The 22,781-nt window shown below is 74.7% G+C and carries 14 protein-coding genes; 6 read left to right on the forward strand and 8 right to left on the reverse strand.

Annotation, left to right across the window (positions count from 1 at the left end; all coding sequences use genetic code 11):
- Positions 1 to 47: 47 nt before the first annotated feature.
- Both ACIPYQ_RS20895 and ACIPYQ_RS20900 read right to left on the reverse strand, forming a co-directional pair.
- On the reverse strand, positions 48 to 875 hold the full coding sequence (locus ACIPYQ_RS20895; RefSeq protein ID WP_401253428.1) for a sulfurtransferase: 828 nt from the start codon (positions 873 to 875) through the stop codon (positions 48 to 50).
- 570 nt (positions 876 to 1,445) lie between these two features.
- Entirely contained in the window at positions 1,446 to 2,828 is a 1,383-nt protein-coding gene (locus ACIPYQ_RS20900; protein WP_401253147.1) for a hypothetical protein, read from the reverse strand.
- Positions 2,829 to 2,864: 36 nt separating this feature from the next.
- Between ACIPYQ_RS20900 and ACIPYQ_RS20905 the strand changes: the two genes are divergently transcribed.
- The gene (locus ACIPYQ_RS20905) at positions 2,865 to 3,407 is read left to right on the forward strand and encodes a hypothetical protein (RefSeq protein ID WP_401253150.1); all 543 of its coding nucleotides are present in this window, start codon (positions 2,865 to 2,867) and stop codon (positions 3,405 to 3,407) included.
- On the opposite strand, the gene ACIPYQ_RS20910 is transcribed toward ACIPYQ_RS20905, so the two are convergent.
- The gene (locus ACIPYQ_RS20910) at positions 3,404 to 4,084 is read right to left on the reverse strand and encodes a TetR/AcrR family transcriptional regulator (RefSeq protein WP_401253153.1); all 681 of its coding nucleotides are present in this window, start codon (positions 4,082 to 4,084) and stop codon (positions 3,404 to 3,406) included. The two genes, ACIPYQ_RS20905 and ACIPYQ_RS20910, sit on opposite strands and share 4 nt — an antisense overlap.
- Before the next feature lie 147 nt (positions 4,085 to 4,231).
- On the opposite strand from ACIPYQ_RS20910, the gene ACIPYQ_RS20915 reads away from it, so the two are divergent.
- The 5 genes from ACIPYQ_RS20915 to ACIPYQ_RS20935 all read left to right on the forward strand — a co-directional run bounded on the left by ACIPYQ_RS20915 (position 4,232) and on the right by ACIPYQ_RS20935 (position 12,929).
- Positions 4,232 to 5,989: a glycoside hydrolase family 3 protein gene (locus tag ACIPYQ_RS20915; protein ID WP_401253155.1), complete on the forward strand. Its 1,758-nt coding sequence runs from the start codon at positions 4,232 to 4,234 to the stop codon at positions 5,987 to 5,989.
- Positions 5,990 to 6,181: 192 nt separating this feature from the next.
- On the forward strand, positions 6,182 to 6,922 hold the full coding sequence (locus ACIPYQ_RS20920; protein WP_361753107.1) for a response regulator transcription factor: 741 nt from the start codon (positions 6,182 to 6,184) through the stop codon (positions 6,920 to 6,922).
- Positions 6,919 to 8,034 carry an ATP-binding protein gene (locus tag ACIPYQ_RS20925; protein WP_383562913.1) on the forward strand — a complete coding sequence of 372 codons (1,116 nt, stop codon included), beginning with the start codon at positions 6,919 to 6,921 and terminating at the stop codon, positions 8,032 to 8,034. Before ACIPYQ_RS20920 ends, ACIPYQ_RS20925 begins: the two co-directional genes overlap by 4 nt.
- A 259-nt stretch (positions 8,035 to 8,293) precedes the next feature.
- Complete coding sequence (locus ACIPYQ_RS20930; RefSeq protein ID WP_361753105.1) at positions 8,294 to 12,169, forward strand: multifunctional oxoglutarate decarboxylase/oxoglutarate dehydrogenase thiamine pyrophosphate-binding subunit/dihydrolipoyllysine-residue succinyltransferase subunit; 3,876 nt, start codon at positions 8,294 to 8,296, stop codon at positions 12,167 to 12,169.
- 280 nt (positions 12,170 to 12,449) lie between these two features.
- The gene (locus ACIPYQ_RS20935) at positions 12,450 to 12,929 is read left to right on the forward strand and encodes a hypothetical protein (protein ID WP_401253160.1); all 480 of its coding nucleotides are present in this window, start codon (positions 12,450 to 12,452) and stop codon (positions 12,927 to 12,929) included.
- A 27-nt stretch (positions 12,930 to 12,956) separates the two neighbouring features.
- Here the strand turns inward: ACIPYQ_RS20935 and fxsT are convergent, their stop codons facing one another.
- From fxsT to ACIPYQ_RS20960, 5 genes are all read right to left on the reverse strand, one after another.
- A complete protein-coding gene (gene fxsT / locus ACIPYQ_RS20940; protein WP_401253163.1) occupies positions 12,957 to 15,977 on the reverse strand; it encodes an FxSxx-COOH system tetratricopeptide repeat protein in 3,021 nt (1,006 codons plus the stop codon).
- 74 nt (positions 15,978 to 16,051) lie between these two features.
- Positions 16,052 to 17,308: an HEXXH motif domain-containing protein gene (locus ACIPYQ_RS20945; RefSeq protein ID WP_401253166.1), complete on the reverse strand. Its 1,257-nt coding sequence runs from the start codon at positions 17,306 to 17,308 to the stop codon at positions 16,052 to 16,054.
- On the reverse strand, positions 17,305 to 18,666 hold the full coding sequence (locus tag ACIPYQ_RS20950; RefSeq protein WP_401253169.1) for an FxsB family cyclophane-forming radical SAM/SPASM peptide maturase: 1,362 nt from the start codon (positions 18,664 to 18,666) through the stop codon (positions 17,305 to 17,307). The genes ACIPYQ_RS20945 and ACIPYQ_RS20950 overlap by 4 nt, the downstream gene beginning before the upstream one ends.
- A 436-nt stretch (positions 18,667 to 19,102) precedes the next feature.
- On the reverse strand, positions 19,103 to 19,297 hold the full coding sequence (gene fxsA / locus ACIPYQ_RS20955) for an FxSxx-COOH cyclophane-containing RiPP peptide (RefSeq protein WP_361753099.1): 195 nt from the start codon (positions 19,295 to 19,297) through the stop codon (positions 19,103 to 19,105).
- A gap of 100 nt (positions 19,298 to 19,397) precedes the next feature.
- Positions 19,398 to 22,775 carry an SAV_2336 N-terminal domain-related protein gene (locus ACIPYQ_RS20960; RefSeq protein WP_401253172.1) on the reverse strand — a complete coding sequence of 1,126 codons (3,378 nt, stop codon included), beginning with the start codon at positions 22,773 to 22,775 and terminating at the stop codon, positions 19,398 to 19,400.
- Positions 22,776 to 22,781 lie beyond the last annotated feature (6 nt).

Genomic DNA, 22,781 nt, shown 5'->3' on the forward strand with positions numbered 1-22,781 from the left:
TGGGGATAACCCCCGCCCGGCCGGCGCCGCCGCCTCCGCCCGGACGCCTACGGGCCGGTCGCGACCGGGCGCAGCGGCGACGGCAGGCCCCACTCGCTCCAGGAGCCGTCGTACACGGCCAGTTCCTCGTATCCGGCGAGGTCGGCGCCGAGGGCCAGCACGCAGGCGGTCACCCCGGAGCCGCAGCTGAAGTAGAGGCGTTCGCGCCCGCCCGCGACCTCCGCGAAGGCCGCGCGGAGCTCCCCGGCCGGGCGCATCAGGCCGTCGGGGTCCTGGAGCTCGCCGAACGGCAGGTTGACCGCGCCCGGCATGTGCCCGGCGCGCAGGCCCGGGCGGGGCTCGGGGGCGGTACCGGCGAAGCGCCCGCGGGTGCGGGCGTCGACGACGGCCGCGGCCGGATCGGCCAGGGCCGCGGCGACGGTCTCGCTGCCGACCAGCAGCCCGGGACGGGGCCGCGCGGTGAAGGAGCCGCGCGGGCCGTCGTAGGCCGGTCCGGTGTCCTCGACGGGCAGGCCGGCGGCGGTCCAGGCGGGCAGTCCCCCGTCGAGGACGGCAACCCGGTCGAAGCCCATGGCGCGCAGCATCCACCAGGCGCGGGCGCTGGAGTAGATCCCGGCGCCGTCGTAGACGACGACGGTGTCCGGGTCGGAGATCCCGAGCGCGCGCACGGCCTCGGTGAACTCACGGGCCCCGGGCATGGTGTGCGGGGCCGGGGCCCCGTGGTCGGACAGGGCCCCGTCGAGGTCGAAGGGACGAGCCCCCGGAATCCGCCGCTCCGCACCCCGGTGGGCACCGACGGAGGCATCGAGGACCACCAGCCGGGCCGCCCCGAGCCGCGCGCCCAGCCAGTCCACCCCGACGAGCGCCCCGGGCAGCGATTCGGCCTCCGGCCCAGGCAGCAGTCCCGCCTCCGCCCCAGGCAACGGCTCGGCCTCCGGCCCAGGTAGCCGTCCCACCTCCGCCCCGGAAAGCAGTCCGGCCTCGGCCCCAGGCAACGATCCGGCCTCCGCCCCGGGCAGCGATTCGGCCTCCGGCCCGGGCAGCCGTCCCGCCTCCGGCCCGGCCCATGCCCCGGTCTCCGACCCGCGCGGCACGCCGGCGAGCGGTCCCGCCGGCTCGCCGGCCGCCTGTCCTCCCGGCGCCGGCGCCGGTTCGCCCACCGCTGCAGGCGCGGGCTCCTGGGGCGCGGCGTTCTGGGGCGTGGGCATTCGGCACCTCCGGCTGTGCGACGCGGGTCGCCCCATCCTCCTCCGCCGCTCGGGGCACCGGCCGGGCGGGGCGGCGGCGGGCCCCGTCCCGTCCGCGCGCCGACCGGGCCCCCGCCGGGCCGGGGCGGCGGCGGGCCTCCCGGCAGGCCGGCCCGGCTCGGGGCTGCGAGCAGGGCAGCGGCGAGCGCCCGGGCGGGCTCACACCGGCGGCGCACCCCCGGCGGGGCAGCGGCCGGGTCAGCGGCAGGAGCCCCGGTGGGCGTACACGGCGATGCGGGCTCCGCGGACGGCGGTCGTCGAGCACAGTTCGAACCGGGTGGCCAGGGTCTCCCGCTTGACCGCCTCCCGCGGGTACGGGTCCAGTGGCTGACCGGCCGGGTCCAGCAGGGCGATCACCCGCGGTGAGGCGAGCAGGGCCGAGCGGATCCGGTCCGGGGACAGCTCGGTGCCCTGGAGGCTGTGCGAAGCGGCCGGGGTCCGGTCCAGGGCCACGTCGCGCAGGTCCGCGTAGGTCCCGGGCGAGGAGAGCAGCCACTCGCGCCGGCGCGAGGGCATGAACACCACCGCGTCCCCCGGCCGGGCCCGCTCCCGGACCGCGGCGGCCACCGCGAGGACGTCGTCCTTGCGGCTCTCCAGCGTACGGAGCCACACCGACCAGATGCCGAACGGCACGAGCAGCGCCCCGGCCAGCACCCACGGCCACCAGCCGCGGGCCGCCGCCAGCCGGGCCCCGGCCAGCAGGGCCGGTCCGGCCAGCGCGTAGAGGACGTAGCGGTCGACGTACCAGGGGTGCAGCAGGGAGATCACCATCAGCAGCCCGGGCGGCAGCAGGGTGAGGGGGAGCGCCACCCGGACGAGGTCCTTCGCGGCCCCCCGCGCGAGCAGCAGCGCCGCGCCGCCCACCACCCCGTACGCCGCCCAGTCCTGCCAGCTCGGCCGGCCGAGCCAGCCGAGCTGCTGCTCGGCCTGCCGGGCGCTCACCACGGCCAGCGGCAGCAGGAGGACGGCCACGGCCGCGGCGCTCCACCGCCAGCCGCGCGAGCGCCACGCGGTGAAGGCGTGGGCGAGCAGGGCCAGCACCGCGAACTCGTGCAGCCAGCAGCCGAGCAGCAGCACCACCGTGTACGCCGCCCACCGCTCGCGCAGCATCAGGTACGTCGCCCACACCACGGCGGCCGCGACCAGGGCGTACGAGCGGCCCTCCTGGGCGTACATCTGCACGGGCGGGAGGACGGCGTACACGCAGCCGGCGATCAGCGCGGCCCGCTCCCCCACCAGCCGGTGGGCGACGGCGGCCACCCCGGCGGCCGCGAGCGCGGTGGCGGCGACGGAGGGCAGCCGCAGCGCCCACAGGCCGCCGTCCCAGAGCTGGAACACCCCGTGCATGAGGAGGTAGTACAGGCCGTGGACGGCGTCGACGCCGCCCAGCAGCTCCCGGATCCCGCCGAGCGGCCGGTGGGCCACCTGCCAGGTGACGGACTCGTCGCGCCACATGCTGCCGCTCCGCTCCAGGCCCCAGAGGCCGAGGACCACGGCGAGCAGCGGCGGCAGCAGTCGCCAGGGGGCGATCCGGCTGATGTCGGCCTCCGTGAGCTGTCGGAACGGGTGTGGGGACTCCATACTCGGGGGTGGACCGGAGTGATGGCGGAGGTGGGTGTGCGCGCGTTACGAGCGGTGGCGGGCCTGGTGCTGGGTGCGGCGTTGCTGGCGGGATGCGGACCGTCTCCCTCCGGTGACGGCGACGACGCGCCCCCGAAGGCCCCGACGGCGTCGGTGCCCGGCCCGACCGGAAGCGCCCCCGGTCCCGGAACGAGCCCGGACCCCACCGCGAGCCCCACGGCCGGCCGGGTCCCCGCCCCCGGCGAGACCCTGGTCCGCGTGACCCGCAGCGGCGGCTTCGCCGGCCAGACCCACACCCTCATCGTCAAGGGCGACGGCTCCTGGACCCTGCTGGACGCCAGGGCGAAGCAGGAGCGCACCGGCACGATGCCGGAGGCCGATCTCGCCGCCCTGCGCACGGCACTCCAGGAGGCGGACTTCGCCCACCTGCCCAGGATCGCCACGGGCGGCCCCACGATCTACGACGGGTACTTCTACGCCTTCGTGCACGGCGGCTTCGAGGTGGCGGGCGACCAGGGCTCCCTGCCGCCGGCCCTGACGAAGGTCGTGGACGCCCTGCCCTCCTTCACGGCGGGCTAGACCGCCTCTTCCGCATTCGGCAGGGACAGGGCCGGGCCCGTCCCCGCGGCCGAGAGCTCCCGCAGCAGCCGGTCCAGGAAGCCGCGCAGCCGGGTCGGCATGTCCACGTTCCCGGGCGCCAGCACCCACTGGATCTGCAGGCCGTCCATGACGGCGATGACCTCCCGCCCGGCGGCCTCGCAGTCGGCGTCCGGGCGCAGTTCGCCGCGCGCGACGCCCGCCTCCAGCACGTCGACGGTGTGGCCGAGCACCCGGGCGTAGCGCTGCTCGAAGTACGCGTGGGCGGGATGCCCGGGGTCGGCGGCCTCGCCGACCAGGGTGTTGAACATCCGGACGATGCCGGGCCGCCGCTCGTTGTCCGCGGCGAGGCCCACGAGGGTGGTGAAGTACGCGGCGACCGATGCTGCGGGTTCGCCGAAGAGCCGCTCCACGTCGTGCCGCTCGCTCTGCGCGAGCACCGACAGCAGCAGGTCCTCCTTGCCGCGGAAGTGGTGCAGCAGTCCGCCCTGGGTGATCCCGCAGCCGGCCGAGATCCGGGCCAGCGAGGAGGCGTGGAAGCCCCATTGCGCGAAGTGCTCGACCGCGGTGTCGAGGATCTTCTGCCGGCGGGCGTCGCCCACCGCGTAGGTCCCGCGCCCGGCGCCCTTCGGAGCCGCTCGCCCCGTGTCCCCTGCCATGCGCACCACCCTAGACGCCGCTCCCGCCCGGCCGCCCGGGAGCGTGATCCAGGTCACTTTTCAAAAACCTAGCGGGTGCAAGGTTTTCGCCTCTACCGTGACGCCACGCCGCCGATCCGCCCGGTCACGCAGTCCAGGAGCCCCGCCGTGAACGCAATCCCCGAGTACCAGGACGCCTCCCTCCCCGTCGACCGGCGCGTGGCCGATCTGCTCTCCCGGATGACGCTGGAGGAGAAGGCCGGCCAGCTCTTCCACTCGATGCTGATGATGAACGCGGACGGCAGCCCGGTCACCGAGACCGACGGCTCGATGCTCCCCTTCACCACGCCCGAGCTGGTCGAGGACCGCTTCCTGTCGCACTTCAACCTGCTGGGCACCTACGAGGCCTTCGAGATGGCCCGGTGGCAGAACGCCGTCCAGGAGATGGCCGCGGCCACCCGCCTCGGCATCCCGGTCACCCTCTCGACCGATCCGCGCCACGCCTTCACGGACAACATCGGCGCCTCCTTCAACGCCGGCGCCTTCTCCGCCTGGCCGGAGGCCCTGGGCCTGGCCGCGATCGGCGATCCCGAGCTCGTCCACCGGTTCGCGGACACCGTCCGCCGCGAGTACCTCGCCGTCGGCTTCCGCGTCGCCCTGCACCCGCAGATCGACCTGGCCACCGAGCCCCGCTGGGCCCGCCAGACCGGCACCTTCGGCTCCGACGCCGAGCTGACCGGCCGGCTCGTCCAGGCGTACGTACGCGGCCTCCAGGGCCCGGCCCTCGGCCCCGGATCGGTGTCCGCCATGGTCAAGCACTTCCCCGGCGGCGGCCCCCAGAAGGACGGCGAGGACCCACACTTCGCGCACGGCAAGGAGCAGGTCTACCCGGGCGGCATGCGCGAGCACCACCTGGAGCCGTTCAAGGCCGCGATCGCCGCCGGGTGCGCGCAGATGATGCCGTACTACGGCCAGCCGATGGGCACCGACTGGGAGGAGGTCGGCTTCGGCTTCAGCAAGGGCGTGGTCACCGGCCTGCTCCGGGAGGAGCTCGGCTTCGACGGCATCGTCTGCACCGACTGGGGGCTGCTCAACGACGCGACGATCTTCGGGCAGGTGCATCCGGCGCGCGCCTGGGGCCTGGAGCACCTGAGCGTGGCCGAGCGGGCGGCCCGCGCCCTGGAGGCCGGCTGCGACCAGTTCGGCGGCGAGCAGTGCCCGGAGGTCGTCGTGGAGCTGGTCCGCTCGGGCCGCGTCTCCGAGTCCCGGATCGACGCGTCCGTACGCCGGCTGCTGCGCGAGAAGTTCACGCTCGGCCTGTTCGAGGACCCGTACGTGGATCCGGACGCGGCGGCCGAGACCGTGGGCCGGGCCGACTTCGCGGCTCTGGGCGACGCGGCCCAGCGCCGCTCGCTGACCGTCCTCACCAACCCGGGCGGCCGGCTGCCGCTGCGCGGGCGGCCGAGGCTGTACGTGCGGGGCGTGGACGAGGCGGTGGCCGCCGGGTACGGCGAGGTGGTCGCCGGACCGGCCGACGCAGACCTGGCCGTCCTGCGCCTGCGGACCCCGTACGAACCCCGGGAGAACCTCTTCGAATCCTTCTTCCACTCGGGCTCGCTGGCCTTCCCCGAGGCGGAGCTGGCCGAGATCCTGGCCCTCCTGGACCGGGTCCCGACCCTGGTCTGCATCAACCTGGAGCGGGCCGCCGTCATCCCGGAGATCGCCGACCGCGCGGCCGCCCTGATCGCCGACTACGGCGCCTCGGACGCCGCCCTGCTGGACGTGGCCTTCGGCCGCGCCGTCCCCGAAGGCCGGCTCCCCTTCGAGCTCCCGCGCTCGATGGAAGCGGTCGCGGCCTCCCGCCCCGATGTGCCGAACGACACCCACGACCCGGTCTTCCCGCACGGGCACGGACTGACCCTGTAGGGGGCCGCAGACGGCGGGGCACCTGACCGGTCCCGCCCGCCGGGTGCCGGTCCCGTGGGGGGTCCGGCACCCGGTACATATCATTCCGCTTAACCTGCTCCAGCACATATGCCATGTCCGAACCCCACGTAGCCGCAGGCCGATGCCTCCTCTACGCTGCACCCCATTCACGCGGGATCTTCAGGGGCGGACATGGAACAGACACACACCACACACAACGGCGCCGCGGCGACACCCGGCGCCCAGCGGCGTGTGCTCGTCGTCGAGGACGACCACACCATCGCCGAGGCCATCGCGGCCCGCCTGCGCGCGGAGGGCTTCCAGGTACAGACGGCCGCGGACGGCCCTGCCGCCGTCGCCGCGGCCGAGAGCTGGCTGCCGGAGCTGCTGGTCCTGGACGTCATGCTGCCCGGCTTCGACGGACTGGAGGTCTGCCGCCGGGTCCAGGCGCAGCGGCCGGTCCCGGTGCTGATGCTCACCGCCCGGGACGACGAGACCGACCTGCTGGTCGGGCTCGGGGTCGGCGCGGACGACTACATGACGAAGCCGTTCTCGATGCGCGAGCTGGCCGCACGGGTCCACGTGCTGCTGCGCCGGGTGGAGCGGGCCACGATCGCCGCGTCCACCCCGCGCGGGGCCACCCTGCGCCTGGGCGATCTGGAGATCGACCACGCGCAGCGCCGGGTCCGGGTGCAGACCGAGGACGTGCACCTGACGCCGACCGAGTTCGACCTGCTGGTGTGCCTGGCCGGGACCCCGCGGGCGGTGCTCTCCCGGGAGCAGCTGCTGGCCGAGGTGTGGGACTGGGCCGACGCGTCCGGGACCCGTACGGTCGACAGCCACATCAAGGCCCTGCGGCGCAAGATCGGCGCGGAGCGGATCCGTACGGTCCACGGCGTCGGGTACGCCCTGGAGACCCCGGCCCAGCCGTGAGCGGCCCGCCGACCGGACCGAGGCAGCGGCAAAGGCAGCGGCAGCGGCCCGCCGGGGGCCTGCGGCCCTTCTCGCCGTTCTCGATCAAGACCAAGCTGGGCACGCTCGTTGTGGTCTCGGTCTTCATCACGACCGGCCTGCTGCTGGTGGCCCTGCGCACCGACACCGAGCTGCGCTTCATCACGGTCTTCTCGGTGATCGCCTCGATGCTGATCACGCAGTTCGTGGCGCACAGCCTGACGGCCCCGCTGGACGACATGACGACGGTGGCCCGGGCGATATCCCACGGCGACTACACCCGGCGGGTGCGCGGGGCCGGACGCCGCGACGAGCTGGGCGACCTGGCCTCCACCATCAACCTGATGGCGGACGACCTGGAGGCGGTGGACCGGCACCGCAAGGAGCTCGTCGCCAACGTCTCGCACGAGCTGCGCACGCCGATCGCCGCGCTGCGCGCCGTGCTGGAGAACGTGGTGGACGGGGTCTCGGCCGCCGATCCCGAGACCATGCGCACGATGCTGAAGCAGACCGAGCGCCTCGGCGGGCTCGTGGAGACCCTGCTGGACCTGTCCCGGGTGGACAACGGCGTGGTCCCGCTGCGCGCGCGCCGCTTCGAGGTGTGGCCGTACCTGTCGGGGGTGCTGAAGGAGTCGCGGCTGGCGGCCGCCGGCCGGCCGGGGCTGCTCTCCGGCTCGGGCGGGCACACCCGCAACGACGTGCACCTGCACCTGGACGTCTTCCCGCCCGAGCTGTGGGCGTACGCGGACAACGAGCGCCTGCACCAGGTGGTGGCGAACCTGATCGACAACGCGGTCAAGCACAGCCCGCCGCACGGCCGGGTCACGGTCCGCGCCCGGGCCGGCGACGCACCCGGCGGCCTGGTCCTGGAAGTGCGGGACGAGGGGCCCGGCATCCCGGAGGCCGAGCGCCACCGGGTCTTCGAGCGGTTCAACCGGGGCAGCGCCCGCGGGGGCGACGGCGGTACCGGACTGGGGCTGGCGATCGCCCGCTGGGCCGTGGAGCTGCACGGCGGGCGGATCGGAGTGGCCGAATCGTCACGCGGCTGCCGCATCCTTGTCACGCTTCCGGGCAGCTCGCAGGCTCCGTGTTGACGTAGGGTTCGAGTGGGAAGGACATGATCTCGGCCACACGTACCCGGGGTCCGTCAGGGGTGCGAAGCCAAGGGGGCCGCAACCTCGGTGCCCCCTACCCGAACCACACTTGTTTCCCGCCATTCCAGGCGGTGAAACCCGCCGTTCGATGTGACCTGCGCGACGGAAGTCCCGCCCGGCCTGCATGCAGCGGCCGAGGAGGCGTAGCCTTTATTCCCGCTGTCCATACCTTGTGAAGCGGAAGAGGGCGGTTGCCGCCGTGTCGCCACAGTCCCCCAGTAACTCGAGCACCACGACCGAAGCAGCAGAGGGCGGGAAGAACCCTGCCTCAGGCTTCGGTGCCAATGAGTGGCTCGTCGACGAGATCTATCAGCAGTACCTCCAGGACCCGAATTCGGTCGACCGGGCCTGGTGGGACTTCTTCGCCGACTACAAGCCGGGGGGCGTCGCCGCTCCGGTGAAGTCCGCCGGCACGGAGAAGCCCACGACGACGACGGACGGCGCCTCCGCACAGGCCGCCACCACCGTCGCCCAGGCCCCGCAGGTCGCCGACGCCGCCACGGGGGCGGCGAGCGCCGCGCCCGCGACCGCCCCGGCTCCCGCGCCCACGCCTGTGTCAGCTCCTGCCCCTGCTCCTGCCACCCCCTCTGGTGCCCCTGCTGTGACTGTCACCTCCCAGGCCCCGGCCGCCGCACCGGCCGCGCCCGCCCCCTCCGCCGTAGCCGCCCCGAAGGCCGCGCCCGCCACCGAGGCCCCCGCGGGCCCCGAGCTGGTGACGCTCCGCGGCCCGTCGGCCGCCGTGGCCAAGAACATGAACGCCTCCCTGGAAGTGCCGACGGCCACGTCCGTCCGCGCCGTCCCGGTGAAGCTGCTGTTCGACAACCGCATCGTCATCAACAACCACCTCAAGCGCGCCCGGGGCGGGAAGATCTCCTTCACGCACCTGATCGGCTACGCGATGGTGCAGGCGATCAAGGCCATGCCCGGCATGAACCACTCCTTCGCGGAGAAGGACGGCAAGCCGACCCTGGTCAAGCCGGAGCACATCAACTTCGGCCTCGCGATCGACCTGGTGAAGCCCAACGGCGACCGCCAGCTCGTCGTCGCCGGCATCAAGAAGGCCGAGACCCTCAACTTCTTCGAGTTCTGGCAGGCCTACGAGGACATCGTCCGCCGCGCCCGCGTCGGCAAGCTGACGATGGACGACTTCACCGGTGTGACGGTCTCCCTGACCAACCCCGGCGGCCTGGGCACCGTCCACTCCGTGCCCCGCCTGATGCCCGGACAGTCGGTCATCATGGGCGTCGGCTCCATGGACTACCCCGCCGAGTTCCAGGGCACCTCGCAGGACACCCTGAACAAGCTGGGCATCTCCAAGGTCATGACCCTGACCTCGACCTACGACCACCGGGTCATCCAGGGTGCGGCCTCGGGCGAGTTCCTGCGCATCGTCGCGAACCTGCTGCTCGGCGAGAACGGCTTCTACGACGCCGTCTTCGAGTCGCTGCGCATCCCGTACGAGCCGGTCCGCTGGAACCGTGACATCGACGCCAGCCACGACGACGACGTCACGAAGGCCGCCCGCGTCTTCGAGCTGATCCACTCCTACCGGGTCCGCGGCCACGTCATGGCCGACACCGACCCGCTGGAGTACAAGCAGCGCAAGCACCCCGACCTCGACATCACCGAGCACGGCCTCACCCTGTGGGACCTGGAGCGCGAGTTCGCGGTCGGCGGCTTCTCCGGCAAGTCGATGATGAAGCTCCGCGACATCCTCGGCGTGCTGCGCGACTCGTACTGCCGCACCACCGGCGTCGAGTTCATGCACATCCAGGACCCGAAGCAGCGCCGCTGGATCCAGGACCGCATCGAGCGCCCGCACACCAAGCCGGAGCGCGAGGAGCAGCTGCGCATCCTGCGCCGCCTGAACGCGGCGGAGGCCTTCGAGACCTTCCTGCAGACGAAGTACGTCGGCCAGAAGCGCTTCTCCCTGGAGGGCGGCGAGTCCGTCATCCCGCTGCTCGACGCCGTCATCGACTCGGCCGCCGAGGCCCGCCTCGAAGAGGTCGTCATCGGCATGGCCCACCGCGGCCGCCTGAACGTCCTGGCGAACATCGTCGGCAAGTCGTACGCGCAGATCTTCCGCGAGTTCGAGGGCAACCTCGACCCGAAGTCCATGCACGGCTCCGGCGACGTCAAGTACCACCTGGGCGCCGAGGGCACCTTCACCGGCCTGGACGGCGAGCAGATCAAGGTCTCGCTCGTCGCGAACCCCTCGCACCTGGAGGCGGTCGACCCGGTCCTGGAGGGTGTCGCCCGCGCCAAGCAGGACGTCATCAACAAGGGCGGCACGGACTTCACCGTCCTCCCGCTCGCGCTCCACGGCGACGCGGCCTTCGCCGGCCAGGGCGTCGTCGCCGAGACGCTGAACATGTCGCAGCTGCGCGGTTACCGCACCGGCGGCACCGTGCACGTGGTCATCAACAACCAGGTCGGCTTCACCGCCGCCCCGGAGTCCTCGCGTTCGTCCATGTACGCGACCGACGTGGCCCGCATGATCGAGGCGCCGATCTTCCACGTGAACGGCGACGACCCGGAGGCCGTGGTCCGCGTCGCGCGGCTCGCCTTCGAGTTCCGCCAGGCGTTCAACAAGGACGTGGTCATCGACCTCATCTGCTACCGCCGCCGCGGGCACAACGAGTCCGACAACCCGGCCTTCACGCAGCCGCTGATGTACGACCTGATCGACAAGAAGCGCTCGGTGCGCAAGCTCTACACCGAGTCCCTCATCGGTCGCGGCGACATCACCCTGGAAGAGGCCGAGCAGGCGCTGCAGGACTTCCAGGGCCAGCTGGAGAAGGTCTTCGCGGAGGTCCGCGAGGCCGCCACGGCTCCGGCCGCCGGCGCCCCGGTGACGCCCGCGCAGACCGCGCAGGAGTTCCCGGTCGCCGTGAACACCGCGATCTCGCAGGACGTCGTCAAGCGGATCGCCGAGTCCCAGGTCACCATCCCCGAGGGCGTCACCGTCCACCCGCGTCTGCTGCCGCAGCTGCAGCGCCGCGCGGCGATGATCGACGAGGGCACCATCGACTGGGGCATGGGCGAGACCCTGGCCTTCGGTTCGCTGCTGATGGAGGGCACCCCGGTCCGGCTGTCCGGCCAGGACTCCCGCCGCGGCACCTTCGGCCAGCGCCACGCGGTCCTCATCGACCGGGAGACGGGCGAGGACTACACGCCGCTGCTCTACCTGTCGGACGACCAGGCCCGCTACAACGTCTACGACTCGCTGCTCTCCGAGTACGCGGCCATGGGCTTCGAGTACGGCTACTCGCTGGCCCGCCCGGACGCGCTGGTCCTCTGGGAGGCCCAGTTCGGTGACTTCGTCAACGGCGCGCAGACCGTCGTCGACGAGTTCATCTCCTCGGCCGAGCAGAAGTGGGGCCAGACCTCCGGCGTCACGCTGCTCCTCCCGCACGGCTACGAGGGCCAGGGCCCGGACCACTCGTCCGCGCGTCCCGAGCGCTTCCTGCAGATGTGCGCGCAGGACAACATGACGGTCGCGATGCCGACCCTGCCGTCGAACTACTTCCACCTGCTGCGCTGGCAGGTCCACAACCCGCACCACAAGCCGCTCATCGTCTTCACCCCGAAGTCGATGCTGCGTCTGAAGGCGGCGGCGTCGAAGGCGGAGGAGTTCACGACCGGCTCGTTCCGTCCGGTCATCGGTGACAGCACGGTGGACGCGAACGCGGTCCGCAAGGTCGTCTTCTGCGCCGGCAAGGTCTACTACGACCTGGAGGCCGAGCGCGAGAAGCGCGGCATCACCGACACCGCCATCATCCGCATCGAGCGGCTGTACCCGCTCGCCGGTGCGGAGCTCCAGGCGGAGATCGCCAAGTTCCCGAACGCGGCCAAGTACATCTGGGCGCAGGAGGAGCCGGCGAACCAGGGTGCGTGGCCGTTCATCGCGCTGAACCTGATCGACCACCTCGACCTGGCGGTCGGCGCGGACGTCCCGGCGGGCGAGCGCCTGCGGCGCATCTCGCGCCCGCACGGCTCGTCGCCGGCGGTCGGCTCCGCCAAGCGCCACCAGGCGGAGCAGCAGCTCCTGCTGAACGAGGTCTTCGAGGCCTGATCGCTGCGCTGAGCTCAGCAGTACGGAAGGCCCGGCTCCCCCTCGGGGGGAGCCGGGCCTTCCGGCGTCCCTGGCCCGGCTTCCGGGTCGGTGCCTCCTCTCGGTCACCCAGCACCCCTGCTCCGTCCCGTCAAGTCACGTCCTTCCGGGACATGACCGGGACCGGCGCCGGCTCGCTTACTGGAGGTGTGCTCACGCGGCGATGGCCGCGGGGCCACGAACCCGTCAGAGATCCGGCGGCGCCCCGCGCCGCCGGACCCACACCTGCGAGGAGCCCACCATGTCCTACGACGTCCACACCCCTGCTGCCACCCGGCCCAGGCTGCGGATCGCGCGCTTCGTGATACCCGTCGCCTCGGTCGCCTTCATCTGCGGAGCCGTCGCGCTGCCGGCGTCGGCGGCGGTCGCCCAGCCGTCGCAGTCGGCGGCCGGCGTCCGCTCCGACGTCTACCCGAACCCCCACCAGGAGCCCGACGGCGGCGCCTACGGGCCGTACACCTGTCTGCCCGGCTACGTCTGGCGTGACAGCTTCGACGGGGACTCCCTCTGCGTCACGCCGCAGATCCGCGACCGGGCCCACGCGCAGAACCCCCACCGCCAGCCCGGCGGCGGCGCCTACGGGCCGTCCACCTGCATGCCCGGCTACGTATGGCGGGAGATGTGGGACGGCGACGTCAAGTGCGTCACGCCGGAGGAACGCGCCAGGTTCAAGGACCAGGTGTTCGACAACGGCCCCAACCTCATCCCGGTGCCGGACTAGTGGGCCCCGGAGGCGTTACCGGACCCGCTACGGCTGCGGCTCGAAATCCCAGTACGGCCTGGTCTGTTGCTTCGCCGATACGGTGTGGACGTGCTGCGCGCCCAGGGTGCGGGTGAGGCCCTTGATGCCCGCGTCCTCGTGCTTCGCCGCCTCAGCGTGTTCCCGTACGGAGCGGAGGTCGGCCGCGAGCGCGATCTGGGCGCTCAGCGTCATCGGGTGGTCCGGGCCCAGCACCTGTTCCGCGGTGCGCAGGGTGTCGCGGCTCAGGTCCAGTGCGTCCTCCAGCCGGCCGGTGATGTTGCGGTGGCCGGTGGCGTTGAGGGCGCAGCCCAGGGTCCACGGGTGGCGGTCGCCGAGCGCGCCCCGCATGCCGACGAGGGCCTGCTCCGCCAGGGACAGGGCCTCCGCGCGCTCGCCCTGGGCGCGGAGCACCAGTCCGAGGTTGCCGACGGTGCCGATGCTGTACGGGTGGGCGAGGCCGAGCTGCGACTGGTAGCCGCGGACCACGTCCTCGGAGATGCGGCGGGCCTCGCCGATGTCCCCGTACTCCCTGAGGTAGGTGGCGTAGTCGGAGGCGACCATCAGGGTCCACGGGTAGTCGACCCCGAAGACCCGCGTCGCCCGTTCCCACACGGTCCGCAGCCGCAGGCCCGCGCCGGGGATGTCCCCGGAGCGGCGCAGGCACATCCCGAGGTTGTGCTCGGCGCGCAGGGTCTGCGGGTGGCCCAGCCCCAGCACCTGCGTGTTCAGCTTGACCCCCTGTTCCTGCCGGGTCTGCGCCTCCCGGTAGCGGCCCATCAGCCGCAGTCCCATGGCGCAGGCGATGCCGGAGGCGAGGGTGGAGATGTGCAGGGGCTTCAGGACGCGCTCGCGGCGGCGCAGGGTGTCCAGGTCGAGGTCGTAGGCGTCCTGGTAGCGGCCGAGCAGCCGGTAGGTGGCGGCGAGGTTGTTCTGGGCGTCGAGGGTGACGGAGTCGTCCTCGCCGAGCAGCTCCCGGTAGGTGCTCAGGCAGTGCTCGAAGATCTCGCGGGCGGGCTCGAACTTCGCGATGCACAGCAGGACGCCGCCGTACGCGCTGGTGGCGCGCAGGCTCTCCAGGTCCCGGTCGCCGCGCTCCGCGGTGAGCCGGCCGGACACGGTCTTGGTGAGGGTCTCGGCGCGCCGGAACAGGCCGAGGTTGCGCAGGGCGTTGCCGTACTGGTAGCTGAGCTCGCGCACCTTGGGGTGGTCCTCGCCGAGCACGGCCCGCCAGATCAGGTCGGTCTCCTCGGAGAGCCGCAGGCAGGTGCGGTACTCCCCGGCGAGGATCAGGTAGCGCAGGCAGCGCAGCAGGAAGTTCTGGATGCGCGGGTTTCCGCTGGTGAGCACCCCGGAGGTGGCCAGGTGCGGGACGAGTTCGGCGTAGCGGGGCCACAGCCGGGAGTCGGAGGGCCCGCCGGGGTCGGCGGCCGCGAGGACCTGCCGGACGGCCCGGGCCAGCGGTTCGGCCTCCTCCTCGGAGAGGTCCTCGCGGACGATGCCGTGGACCATGCGGTGCAGTTGTACGGTCTCCAGCCCGCCGCCGCCCTCCTCCAGTGGCAGGTCGGAGTACTCCAGCCGGACGACGGAGAACTGGACGAGCTTGTTGAGGGCGGCGTTCCACCGGATCTGGTCGTTGATCAGCCCGGCGAGCTCTTCGGGCACGTCGTCGGCGGGGAACTCGCGCAGCAGCCGCAGCGGCACCGGTCCGGGGGCGAAGAAGACGAACAGCCGGAGCAGGGAGAGGGCGTCGGGGAAGTTCTCGCGGACGTTGTTGAGGAGTATGGCGAGGGCGGTGGGGAAGGGCAGCGGGTAGTCCTCGGAGACGGTGACGGCCTCGTGGGAGTCCATCCGGCGCTGCAGCAGGGCGAGGTAGTCGCCCACCGGGAGCGGGGAGTCGGCGAGCCAGCCGGCGGTCTGGTCGAGGGCGAGCGGGTAGTCCTCCAGGGCCTCGGCGAGCTGGTCGGCCTCGTCGGCGGTGAGGCGCAGGGCCCGGCGGCGGATGAAGGTGATCGACTCGGGGCGGGCGTAGAGCGGGACCTCGACGAGGCTGGTGTGCCGGGTGGCCCATTCGCGGTTGCGGGAGGTGATGATGACGTCGCCCGCGCCGGAGGGCAGCAGGTCGATGAGGTCGTCGGGGTTGTCGCAGCCGTCGAAGACCATCAGCCAGCGGCCGTACGGGGATCCGCGCCGCAGCGCTTCGAGGACGGCCCGGATCTGCTCGCCGTAGCTGCCCGCGCCGCGGGGCAGGCCGAGGGCGGGGGCCAGGTCGGCGAGGCGTTCGCGCAGGGTGGGCCGGTCCTCGGCGGGGACCCACCACACCACGTCGTACTCGGAGGCGAAGCGGTAGGCGTACTCGGTGGCCACCTGGGTCTTGCCGACGCCGGAGAGGCCGAGCAGGGTGACGGTGGAGGCGCCGGCCGGTGCCTCGGCCAGGGCCTCGCGCAGGGTGCCGATGACGTCGTTGCGGCCGGTGAAGCGCGGGTTGCGGCGCGGGACCCGGCCCCAGATCTCGGGCGGGTCGTTGGGGAAGCGGGGTCCACGGCGGCCGGTTTCGGTGCCGATCCGGTCGGTGGGCAGCTCCAGCCGGCGCAGCACGCGGTACTCGGCCTCGTACGCGTCCAGGCCCCACAGGTCGGTCTTCTCCAGCACGGCGACGGCGCTGGGCAGCGGGGCGTCGGTGAGGCAGACGGCCGCGAACCGGTCGGGGTGGCGGTCGGTGACGGCGCGCAGGGCGGTGTTCCACTCCTCGTCGGCGTGGGTGCCGGCGGAGAAGTAGCGCTCGCTGAGGACGAGGAGGACCCGGCTGCCGGAGCGGGCCAGGTCGTCGAGGGCCTGGGCGATGCCGGGGCTGTTCTGCGGGTCCCAGCGCTGGAGGGCGACGCGGTGGCCGTGTTCCTCCAGGCGGTGGCCGATCCACACGGCCCAGGGGCGGTTGAACCCGGCGAAGCTGATGACGAAGCGCTGCGGCTGGGCGTGCGGGTACGGGTGCGCGGTGTTGCCCTGGTCCTGCCGACTACCGGTGGTCATGCGCCGTCTCCCTGGGCTCCGGGCAGTGGACGGGACTGAAAAGGTACCGCAGCGGTGCCGGTGGGCGCGGCCCCTCAACCGCGGGCGAACGGGGCGAGTTCGGGGTGCTCCTCGCACCAGGCGCGGCGCTCCCGGTCGACGGCCCGGCGGGCCGCGGTGTGCTGGTCGCCGGGCGGCGGCAGTTCGTCCATGGCCCGTTCGGCGGCGGCCATCGCCTCGGTGAACTCCCGCCCCGCGGCGGTCAGTCGGTCGTGGGCGCGCAGGGCGGGCAGGACGGCGGCCACCTGGGCGCGGATCCGGGCGTGCTGGGCCCAGGCGCCGCGGGCCCCGTAGAGGGCGGCCCGCTGCCAGTAGCCGGCCAGGGCCAGGTGGGCGTAGGCGCCGTGCAGGAGTCCCTCCAGCGGGCGCGGGTCGCTGCGCCAGGGGGCCCAGTGGCGGGGCGTGCGGTCGGCGGTGTGCAGGGTCAGGACGTCGGCGAGGGCGGCGAGTTTGCCGTGCTGGACCTCGTGGACGAGGGTGGCGGCCAGGGCGGGCGGGGCCTGCGCGCGGGCCAGGACGGAGCCGGCGGCCGCGGGCAGGGTGGCGCCGTTGGAGCGGGAGCCGCCCGACAGCGGTACGACGGAGCGCAGCAGCTGTCCCGTCTCCTCCGCGCGGACGGTGTCGTACCGCAGGAGCAGGGTGAGCGCGCCGGACCACTGGGTGTCCCAGCGCTTGTGCCCCTTCGGCGTGAGCCGGCGGGCGGGGCGGACGGGCGCGGGCTGCGCGGGGCCGGGCGCCCGGTAGGGGTCGAGGTCGTCGAGGGCGGTCCGGCCCCCGGGCAGGGCGTGCAGGGCAACGGTGGCGGGGTCGTCGGGGTCCCAGGAGCGTTCGGTGAGGGTGAGCGGGCCGGGGCGGTCCGGGCGCAGCAGGCCGAGCGTGGGCAGGACGAGCCGGCCGTGCTGGGGCCGCAGGGTGTGCGTGAAGGCGAGGCCGGCGCGCAGGGCGGCGGCGACGGCGAGGGCCCCGAGGTGGCCGAGGTCGGGCGGGGGGCCGTAGGAGGCGTGCAGCCGGCGCAGGGTCTCCTCGGCCCAGACCCCGGTGGCCGGGTAGTGCAGTACGTCGCGCACGGCGCCCGCGTCGCGGCGCTCGGCCTCCTCCAACAGGGCCCAGTGGTCGGCGGCCTCCCCGGAGGAGCCGCCGGGGGCGGCGTCGAGTACCGCGCGCAGGAGGACGAGGCGTTTGGAGCGGCGCACGTCGCGGACCAGGCGGGTGCCTTCCGTGGAGGGCTCGGTGGAGGCGAGGGCGCGCAGGGTGCGGGAGGAGACGGTGAAGGCGGTGAGGGCGGTGGTCATGAGGCGACCGCCGGCGGATGGGCGGCGGCGGCCCGTGCGGCGCGCCGGGCGGCGGCCTGGGCGGACGGGGCGGACTTGGCGGACGGGGCGGCTCGCTCGGTGACGGTCTGGGCGGTGCGCCGGGCGGCGGTCACGGGGACGGCGGCCCCGGTGGCCTGCGCCGCGCGGTGGACGGCGGAGGCGATGTGCCGGATGAGGACCTGGAGGTCGGCGCAGTACACGGACGGCTGCCGGAAGCCCTCGCCGGCCCGGTAGCGGTGCGGGTAGTGCCCTCCGCCGCACACCTCGACCAGCTCGCAGGCGCGGCATCCGGCGGCGAGCGCGTCCCGTCCGAGCTGGCGGGCGGCGAGGCCGGGGTGGTCGAGGAGCTCGTCGAAGCTGTGGGTGTCGAGGCTCATGCCGGTCGCGGCGGCCCCCTCGTACGCGGATTTCAGTGAATCGGCCTGTTCGATGGAGCCGTCGGTCTCGATCACGGCGGTGGCGGCGGGCGCGAGCCCGAGGGTCTCGGTGGCGGCGGGCAGGCCGAGCAGCAGGGCGATGATCTCCTCGAAGAGCCGGATCCGGGTGCGCCGCACCCCGTCGTGCCACCAGCGCTCGAAGACGGCGAGCAGCCAGTCGGCGTACGGGGTCAGGCCCGGGTGGTGGCCGGGGGGCGGGTTGCTCCAGTTGGCGAGCGGCAGCAGCAGCCCGATGCCGGGCGGGGCGAAGGCGAGCAGGGACTCGTACGTCTCCACCGGGTCCTGGCCGAGGTCGACGACGCACAGCACCCCGGCGTAGCTGTCCGGATGCCGTGCCAGCAGCCGCAGGCCCCGGGCGGCCGCGCCGAAGCCGGGCCGCCCGGCGTGGTCCACGCGCCGGGTGTTGTGCGCGGGCAGTCCGCCGTCGAGGCTGACGCCGACGCGGATCCCGGCGGCGGCGAGGGCGGCGAGGCGGCCGCGGGTGAGCAGGGTGCCGTTGGTCTGGACGGTGGCGGTGACCCGGGTGCGCGGGGCCGCCCGGGCCACGGCGGCCCGTACGGCCTCGACGGGCCCGGCCAGCGCGGCGGGGGCGGTGAGCAGCGGTTCGCCGCCGTGCAGCACCAGGTCGACGCGGGGCAGGGCGTGGGCGGCGGCGTGCTCGGCGATCCGCTCGGCGGCGCGGGCGGCGGTGGCGGCGGTCATGGCGGGCGGCTGGCCGCGCCAGCCCTGGTCGGCCATCTCGTAGACGTAGCAGTAGGTGCAGGCGAGGTTGCAGCGGCTGCGCGTCTTGAGCACGAACTGCCGGATCGGATGCGGCCGGTGGCCCGCGGCCCGCGCCGCGGCCACGTCGAGCCGGGCGTAGGGCCAGGGCGCGTACCGGACATGACGCAGCCGATGCACCCCGGCGACCTCCTGCCGAGACCGGGCCGGGGCCGGCTGGGACCGGGCTGGATCTTGCTGAGGCCGGGACGGGGCCGGCTGGGGCTGGGCCGGGTCTTGCCGAGACCGGGCCGGGACCGACTGTGGCCGGGGCGGGACCGGCTCGGACCGGGCCGGGGCCGGCTGGGGCTGGGGCCGGGCCGGGGCCGGCTGGGGCCGGGCCGGGTCTTGCCGAGGCCGGGACGGGACCGGCTGGGGCTGGGTGGAGTCGGTGTCGCCGGGCGCGGGCAGCGCGGAGTTGCTCGTGACCGCTCGCCTCATCGCCCCGCCTTCCTCCCCCGTGCCTCCGGGAGGCAACCCCCGGCGGACGGTCCATCCCTGCCCTGAGGACGGTCCCCGCTAACGGCGGAAAGTGGTCAACTCGGTTTCAAGGTGGGGCGGATCAGACGCGCGCCGGTCAGGTCACCCCGGAGTCGAAGGCGTTGAGGATCTCGGCCGGATGTGTCACCCGCTCGACCATGCCCTCGATCACCTGGGCCAGCACGGGATGGTCGATCCCGCGCAGCGCGGCCAGGTCCAGCCCGGAGAGGTCGGGCAGGCGCCCGGGGCATGCCGGGGTCACCGCCTCCACTTCCTGCCGCTTCGTCACCATGTGCCGCTGCTCCCCCTGTCGCGTCGCGGACCGGACGGTCCCCTGCCCTTTCCCTCCGGCCGGTCCGCGGAAACAGCGCGCTCCGCTCGCGGCGCCGCCGTCAGAGGCCGGCTTCCAGGGCCCGCACCCGGGCCCGGAGCGCCTCCGTCCGCCCTTCGGCGTCGGCGGTGTCGGCCTCGCCCCCGCCGGCCGCGCCGGGCCGCGTCCACAGCTCCAGCGCGGAGCGGTAGGCGTCCAGGGCCGCCCGGGGGCGGGCGAGGCGCTCCAGCACCTCTCCCCGCGACTCCTGCACACGGGCCGCCAGTCGGACGGCCGCGCCGGAGGTGCCGGAGGTGCCCTCGCCGCCCGCAGGGGCCGGAAGGGCCGTAAGGGCCGCGGGGGGCTCGTGGCCCTGCGGGCCGTCGCGGTCCTCGCGGCCCGTGCGGCTTTCGCGGTCGGCCTCCAGGGCCGCCCGCCAGGCCCGCCGGTAGGAGTCCGCCGCCCGGTCGAGGCGCTCCACCGCCCGGGTGTGACCGTGGATCTCCTGCTGCACGTCGCCGTGGTCCCGCCAGGCCCGGGCCCGCTCCAGCGGGCTGCGGCCGTGCCGGACGGCCAGTTCCAGCAGGTACTCCGCCTCCCGCAGGTCCACCGGGTCGCCCTCGTACGCGTGCCGCAGCCGCAGCCCTGTGGCCAGCCGCACCAGCCGGTGCGCGGCTCCCGGGTCCGACTGCGGGACCGCGGCCCGGCTGTCGCGCAGGACGCGTACGGCGGCTCCGGTGAACCGCCGCCCGTCGGCGGCCCGGGCCCGCTCCAGGAGCACCTCGCCCCACTCGGGCAGCAGCTCCCCGAAGGCCTCCCCGTCGCGGGGGATCAGCCGCCGGGCCCGGCCGTACGCCTCGGCCGCCTCCTCCAGGGCCGCCGGGTCGGCGTCCCGCGCGTACCGCTCCCGGTGCACCCGGGCCAGGCACACCAGGGCGGCGACCCGCAGCTCCGGGTCGCCGCCGGCCCGTTCCAGGGCCGTGGTCAGCTGGCCGGCCGCCTCCTCCAGCCGCGCCGGCAGGTACCGCAGCGCGCCGGCCAGGTCCACCCGCACCCGGGCCACGGCGACCGTGCCCGCGGCCGGGCCGGGCACGGCCAGCCGGGCCGCGGCCTGTTCGGCCAGGGCCGTGCGCTCGGCCGGGTCCTCGGTGCGGGGCAGGAGGGCCAGGAGGACCCGGCCCAGGGCCCGTTGCAGTTCGGGGTCGGATCCGGGCTCCGAGGGATCGGGGTGCGCGTCCGGGTCCCCGTCGAGGGCCCCGCCGGGGGCGGCCGGGGGGCCCACCAGGGGTTCCAGGGCCGCGCGGGCCTCCCGGAGCGCGCCCGCGTCCGCCCGCAGCCCGCTCAGCCGGATCAGGGTCTCGGCCCGCCGCACCGCGCAGTCCCGCCGCAGCTCCGGGTCGGCCGTGGCGCCCGCCGCCGCGAACTCCCGGTCCGCGTCGGCCAGCAGCTCCGCGTCGGGGCCGTGGGCCAGCGCCCGTTCGTACAGCACCCGGCCGAGGACGGCCCGCGCCGCCGGAGTCCGCAGCCCGGTCACGGCCCGTTCCGCCTCGGCGAGGAGTTCCGGGTCCCGCTGGGCCGCCCACAGCCGCAGCAGCGCGCCCGCCAGCTCGGTCTCCGCCTCCTCCGGCGGGTCGCCGGGCGCCACCGGGGCCGTCACCGCCCGCCGCAGCACCGCGACGGCCTCGTGCAGGGCCCGCGCGCCCCCGTCCGCGCCCCCGTCCGCCGCCGCGTCCGCGAGCCGGTCCCGTGCGGCGCGCACCGCCCCGGCCCGCCCGAGTGCGGGGGTGGGAGGAGGCTCGCGCCGGGCCGGGCCCTGCTCCGGCATGCCGGGCAGGTAGCGCCGTACGACCTTGGCCGAAACCTGCGCGAAGGCCTGCGGGAGCCGTCCCTCGGGCATCCGCTCGGCCTCCTGCGGCCCGGGGTCGGCCACCGTCGGCGGCGCCCCGGTGAGCTGCGAGACCGCGAGCGCGGGGAAGTTCCGTACGCCCCGCCCGAAGTGCGCCAGCACGTACTCCGAGCAGTGCTTGAGCACCAGGGCGGCCTCGTCCCGTCCCAGTGGCCCCAGCAGCACGTCCTGCACCCCGGGTACGAATTCGTACCAGTGCCCCGGCCCCGGCCCGCTGCGCCGCAGCAGCCCGCTCAGCAGGACCTCCGCCAGGTCGGAGGGCTCCGAGTCCGGCAGCATCGTGCGCTGCACCAGCCGCATCACGGGCAGCGTCAGCGGCGCCGCCGACAGGTACACCGCCAGCTGTACGGCCCGGGGCGCGGCCGAGGACCGGAACCGCGCCACCAGCTCGCGCGGCGGCCGTACCGCGCGCGGCGGCGGCACGGGCGCGGCCGGATGGCCGGCCAGCACCCGGCCGACCTCGGCCGGCACCGGCCCGGTGCCGAGTCCGGCGACGAGCCGGGCCCAGGCCCCGAGGGCGGTCGGGCTCGGCGGGAGCACGGGCACGGTCAGCCCGCCCGTGAGCCGTCCGGGCGGCAGCGGCCGGTCCGGCCGGAACCTCAGCTTCTGCCCGCCGCCCTCCAGCCGGGTGAGCGTGCCCCGTTCGGTCGGCAGCCAGCTGCGGCCCCACAGCCGCTGCGGCAGCGGCTGGACGACCATGCACGGGGTGCACTCGGCCCACCGGTACAGCAGCCGCTGCGCGGCGCCCTCGCGCCACATCGGCCCGGCGCAGTCGGAGACCACCATGGTCAGGGCCCGGCCGGTCGGGTCCCGCAACTGGTCGCCGGAGCGGAGCCCGGAGGCGGGCAGGGGGCTGCGCCCGAGGACCGCCGTACCGTCCGCGAGACGGTGCAGGTAGTGCACCTGGACGTCCCGGAAGGCCCCCAGCCGCTCGCACACCGCGCGCAGTTCGTCGAACATGTCCTGCCACACGGCCATCGACGGGGACGCGTCCATCACCAGCCGTACGGTCGCCTCGCGCCGGCTCTCCGGCCGGAGCACCGGGATGACCAGGCCGAGGGCGCGGGCGCTGGCCTCGGCGGTGGCCGGTTCGTCGATCACCAGCCGGGTGGGCGGGGCGGGCGGGCGGTGCCGCTGCAGGGCGCGCAGGGCCCGCTGGATGTCCAGGATGCGCGGCAGCGCGGCGGCCCGGGGCACCCGTACGGGCACTCCGTACTCCTCGGGCGACTCCTCCGGCCGGTCCCCCTCGGCGCCTCCGGCGCGGCGCGCCCCGGATGCGTAGAGCCGGACCGGATCATCGGCGTCGGGCTCTTCCCGGCCGGGCTCCACGGGCTTGCCGGCCGGGTCCTCGGCGTCCTCGTCCTCGTCCGGGTCCGGCCCCCGCGCGCCCGGCGCGGCCGTGCCCGGCCCGCGGATGTGCCCGGCCAGCCACAGCGCGTCGGCGAGTTCCTCGGCGCTCGGGTCGAGCCCGGCGGCGCGCAGCAGCGCGGCCAGTTCGCGGACGCCCGGGACGGTCGGGGCGGCCTGAGGGGATTCGGGTGCGGCAGGCGGCACGGCCCG

It is taken from the genome of Streptomyces sp. NPDC090045 (assembly GCF_044747975.1).
GTDB lineage: Bacteria > Actinomycetota > Actinomycetes > Streptomycetales > Streptomycetaceae > Streptomyces.

Bases quoted from the DNA above. Each gene is read 5' to 3' on its own strand.
- ACIPYQ_RS20900 (WP_401253147.1), bottom strand. From the start codon at position 2,828: ATGGAGTCCCCACACCCGTTCCGACAGCTCACGGAGGCCGACATCAGC.
- fxsT (WP_401253163.1), bottom strand. From the start codon at position 15,977: ATGACCACCGGTAGTCGGCAGGACCAGGGCAACACCGCGCACCCGTAC.
- ACIPYQ_RS20935 (WP_401253160.1), top strand. From the start codon at position 12,450: ATGTCCTACGACGTCCACACCCCTGCTGCCACCCGGCCCAGGCTGCGG.
- ACIPYQ_RS20945 (WP_401253166.1), bottom strand. From the start codon at position 17,308: ATGACCACCGCCCTCACCGCCTTCACCGTCTCCTCCCGCACCCTGCGC.
- ACIPYQ_RS20920 (WP_361753107.1), top strand. From the start codon at position 6,182: ATGGAACAGACACACACCACACACAACGGCGCCGCGGCGACACCCGGC.
- fxsA (WP_361753099.1), bottom strand. From the start codon at position 19,297: ATGGTGACGAAGCGGCAGGAAGTGGAGGCGGTGACCCCGGCATGCCCC.
- ACIPYQ_RS20910 (WP_401253153.1), bottom strand. From the start codon at position 4,084: ATGGCAGGGGACACGGGGCGAGCGGCTCCGAAGGGCGCCGGGCGCGGG.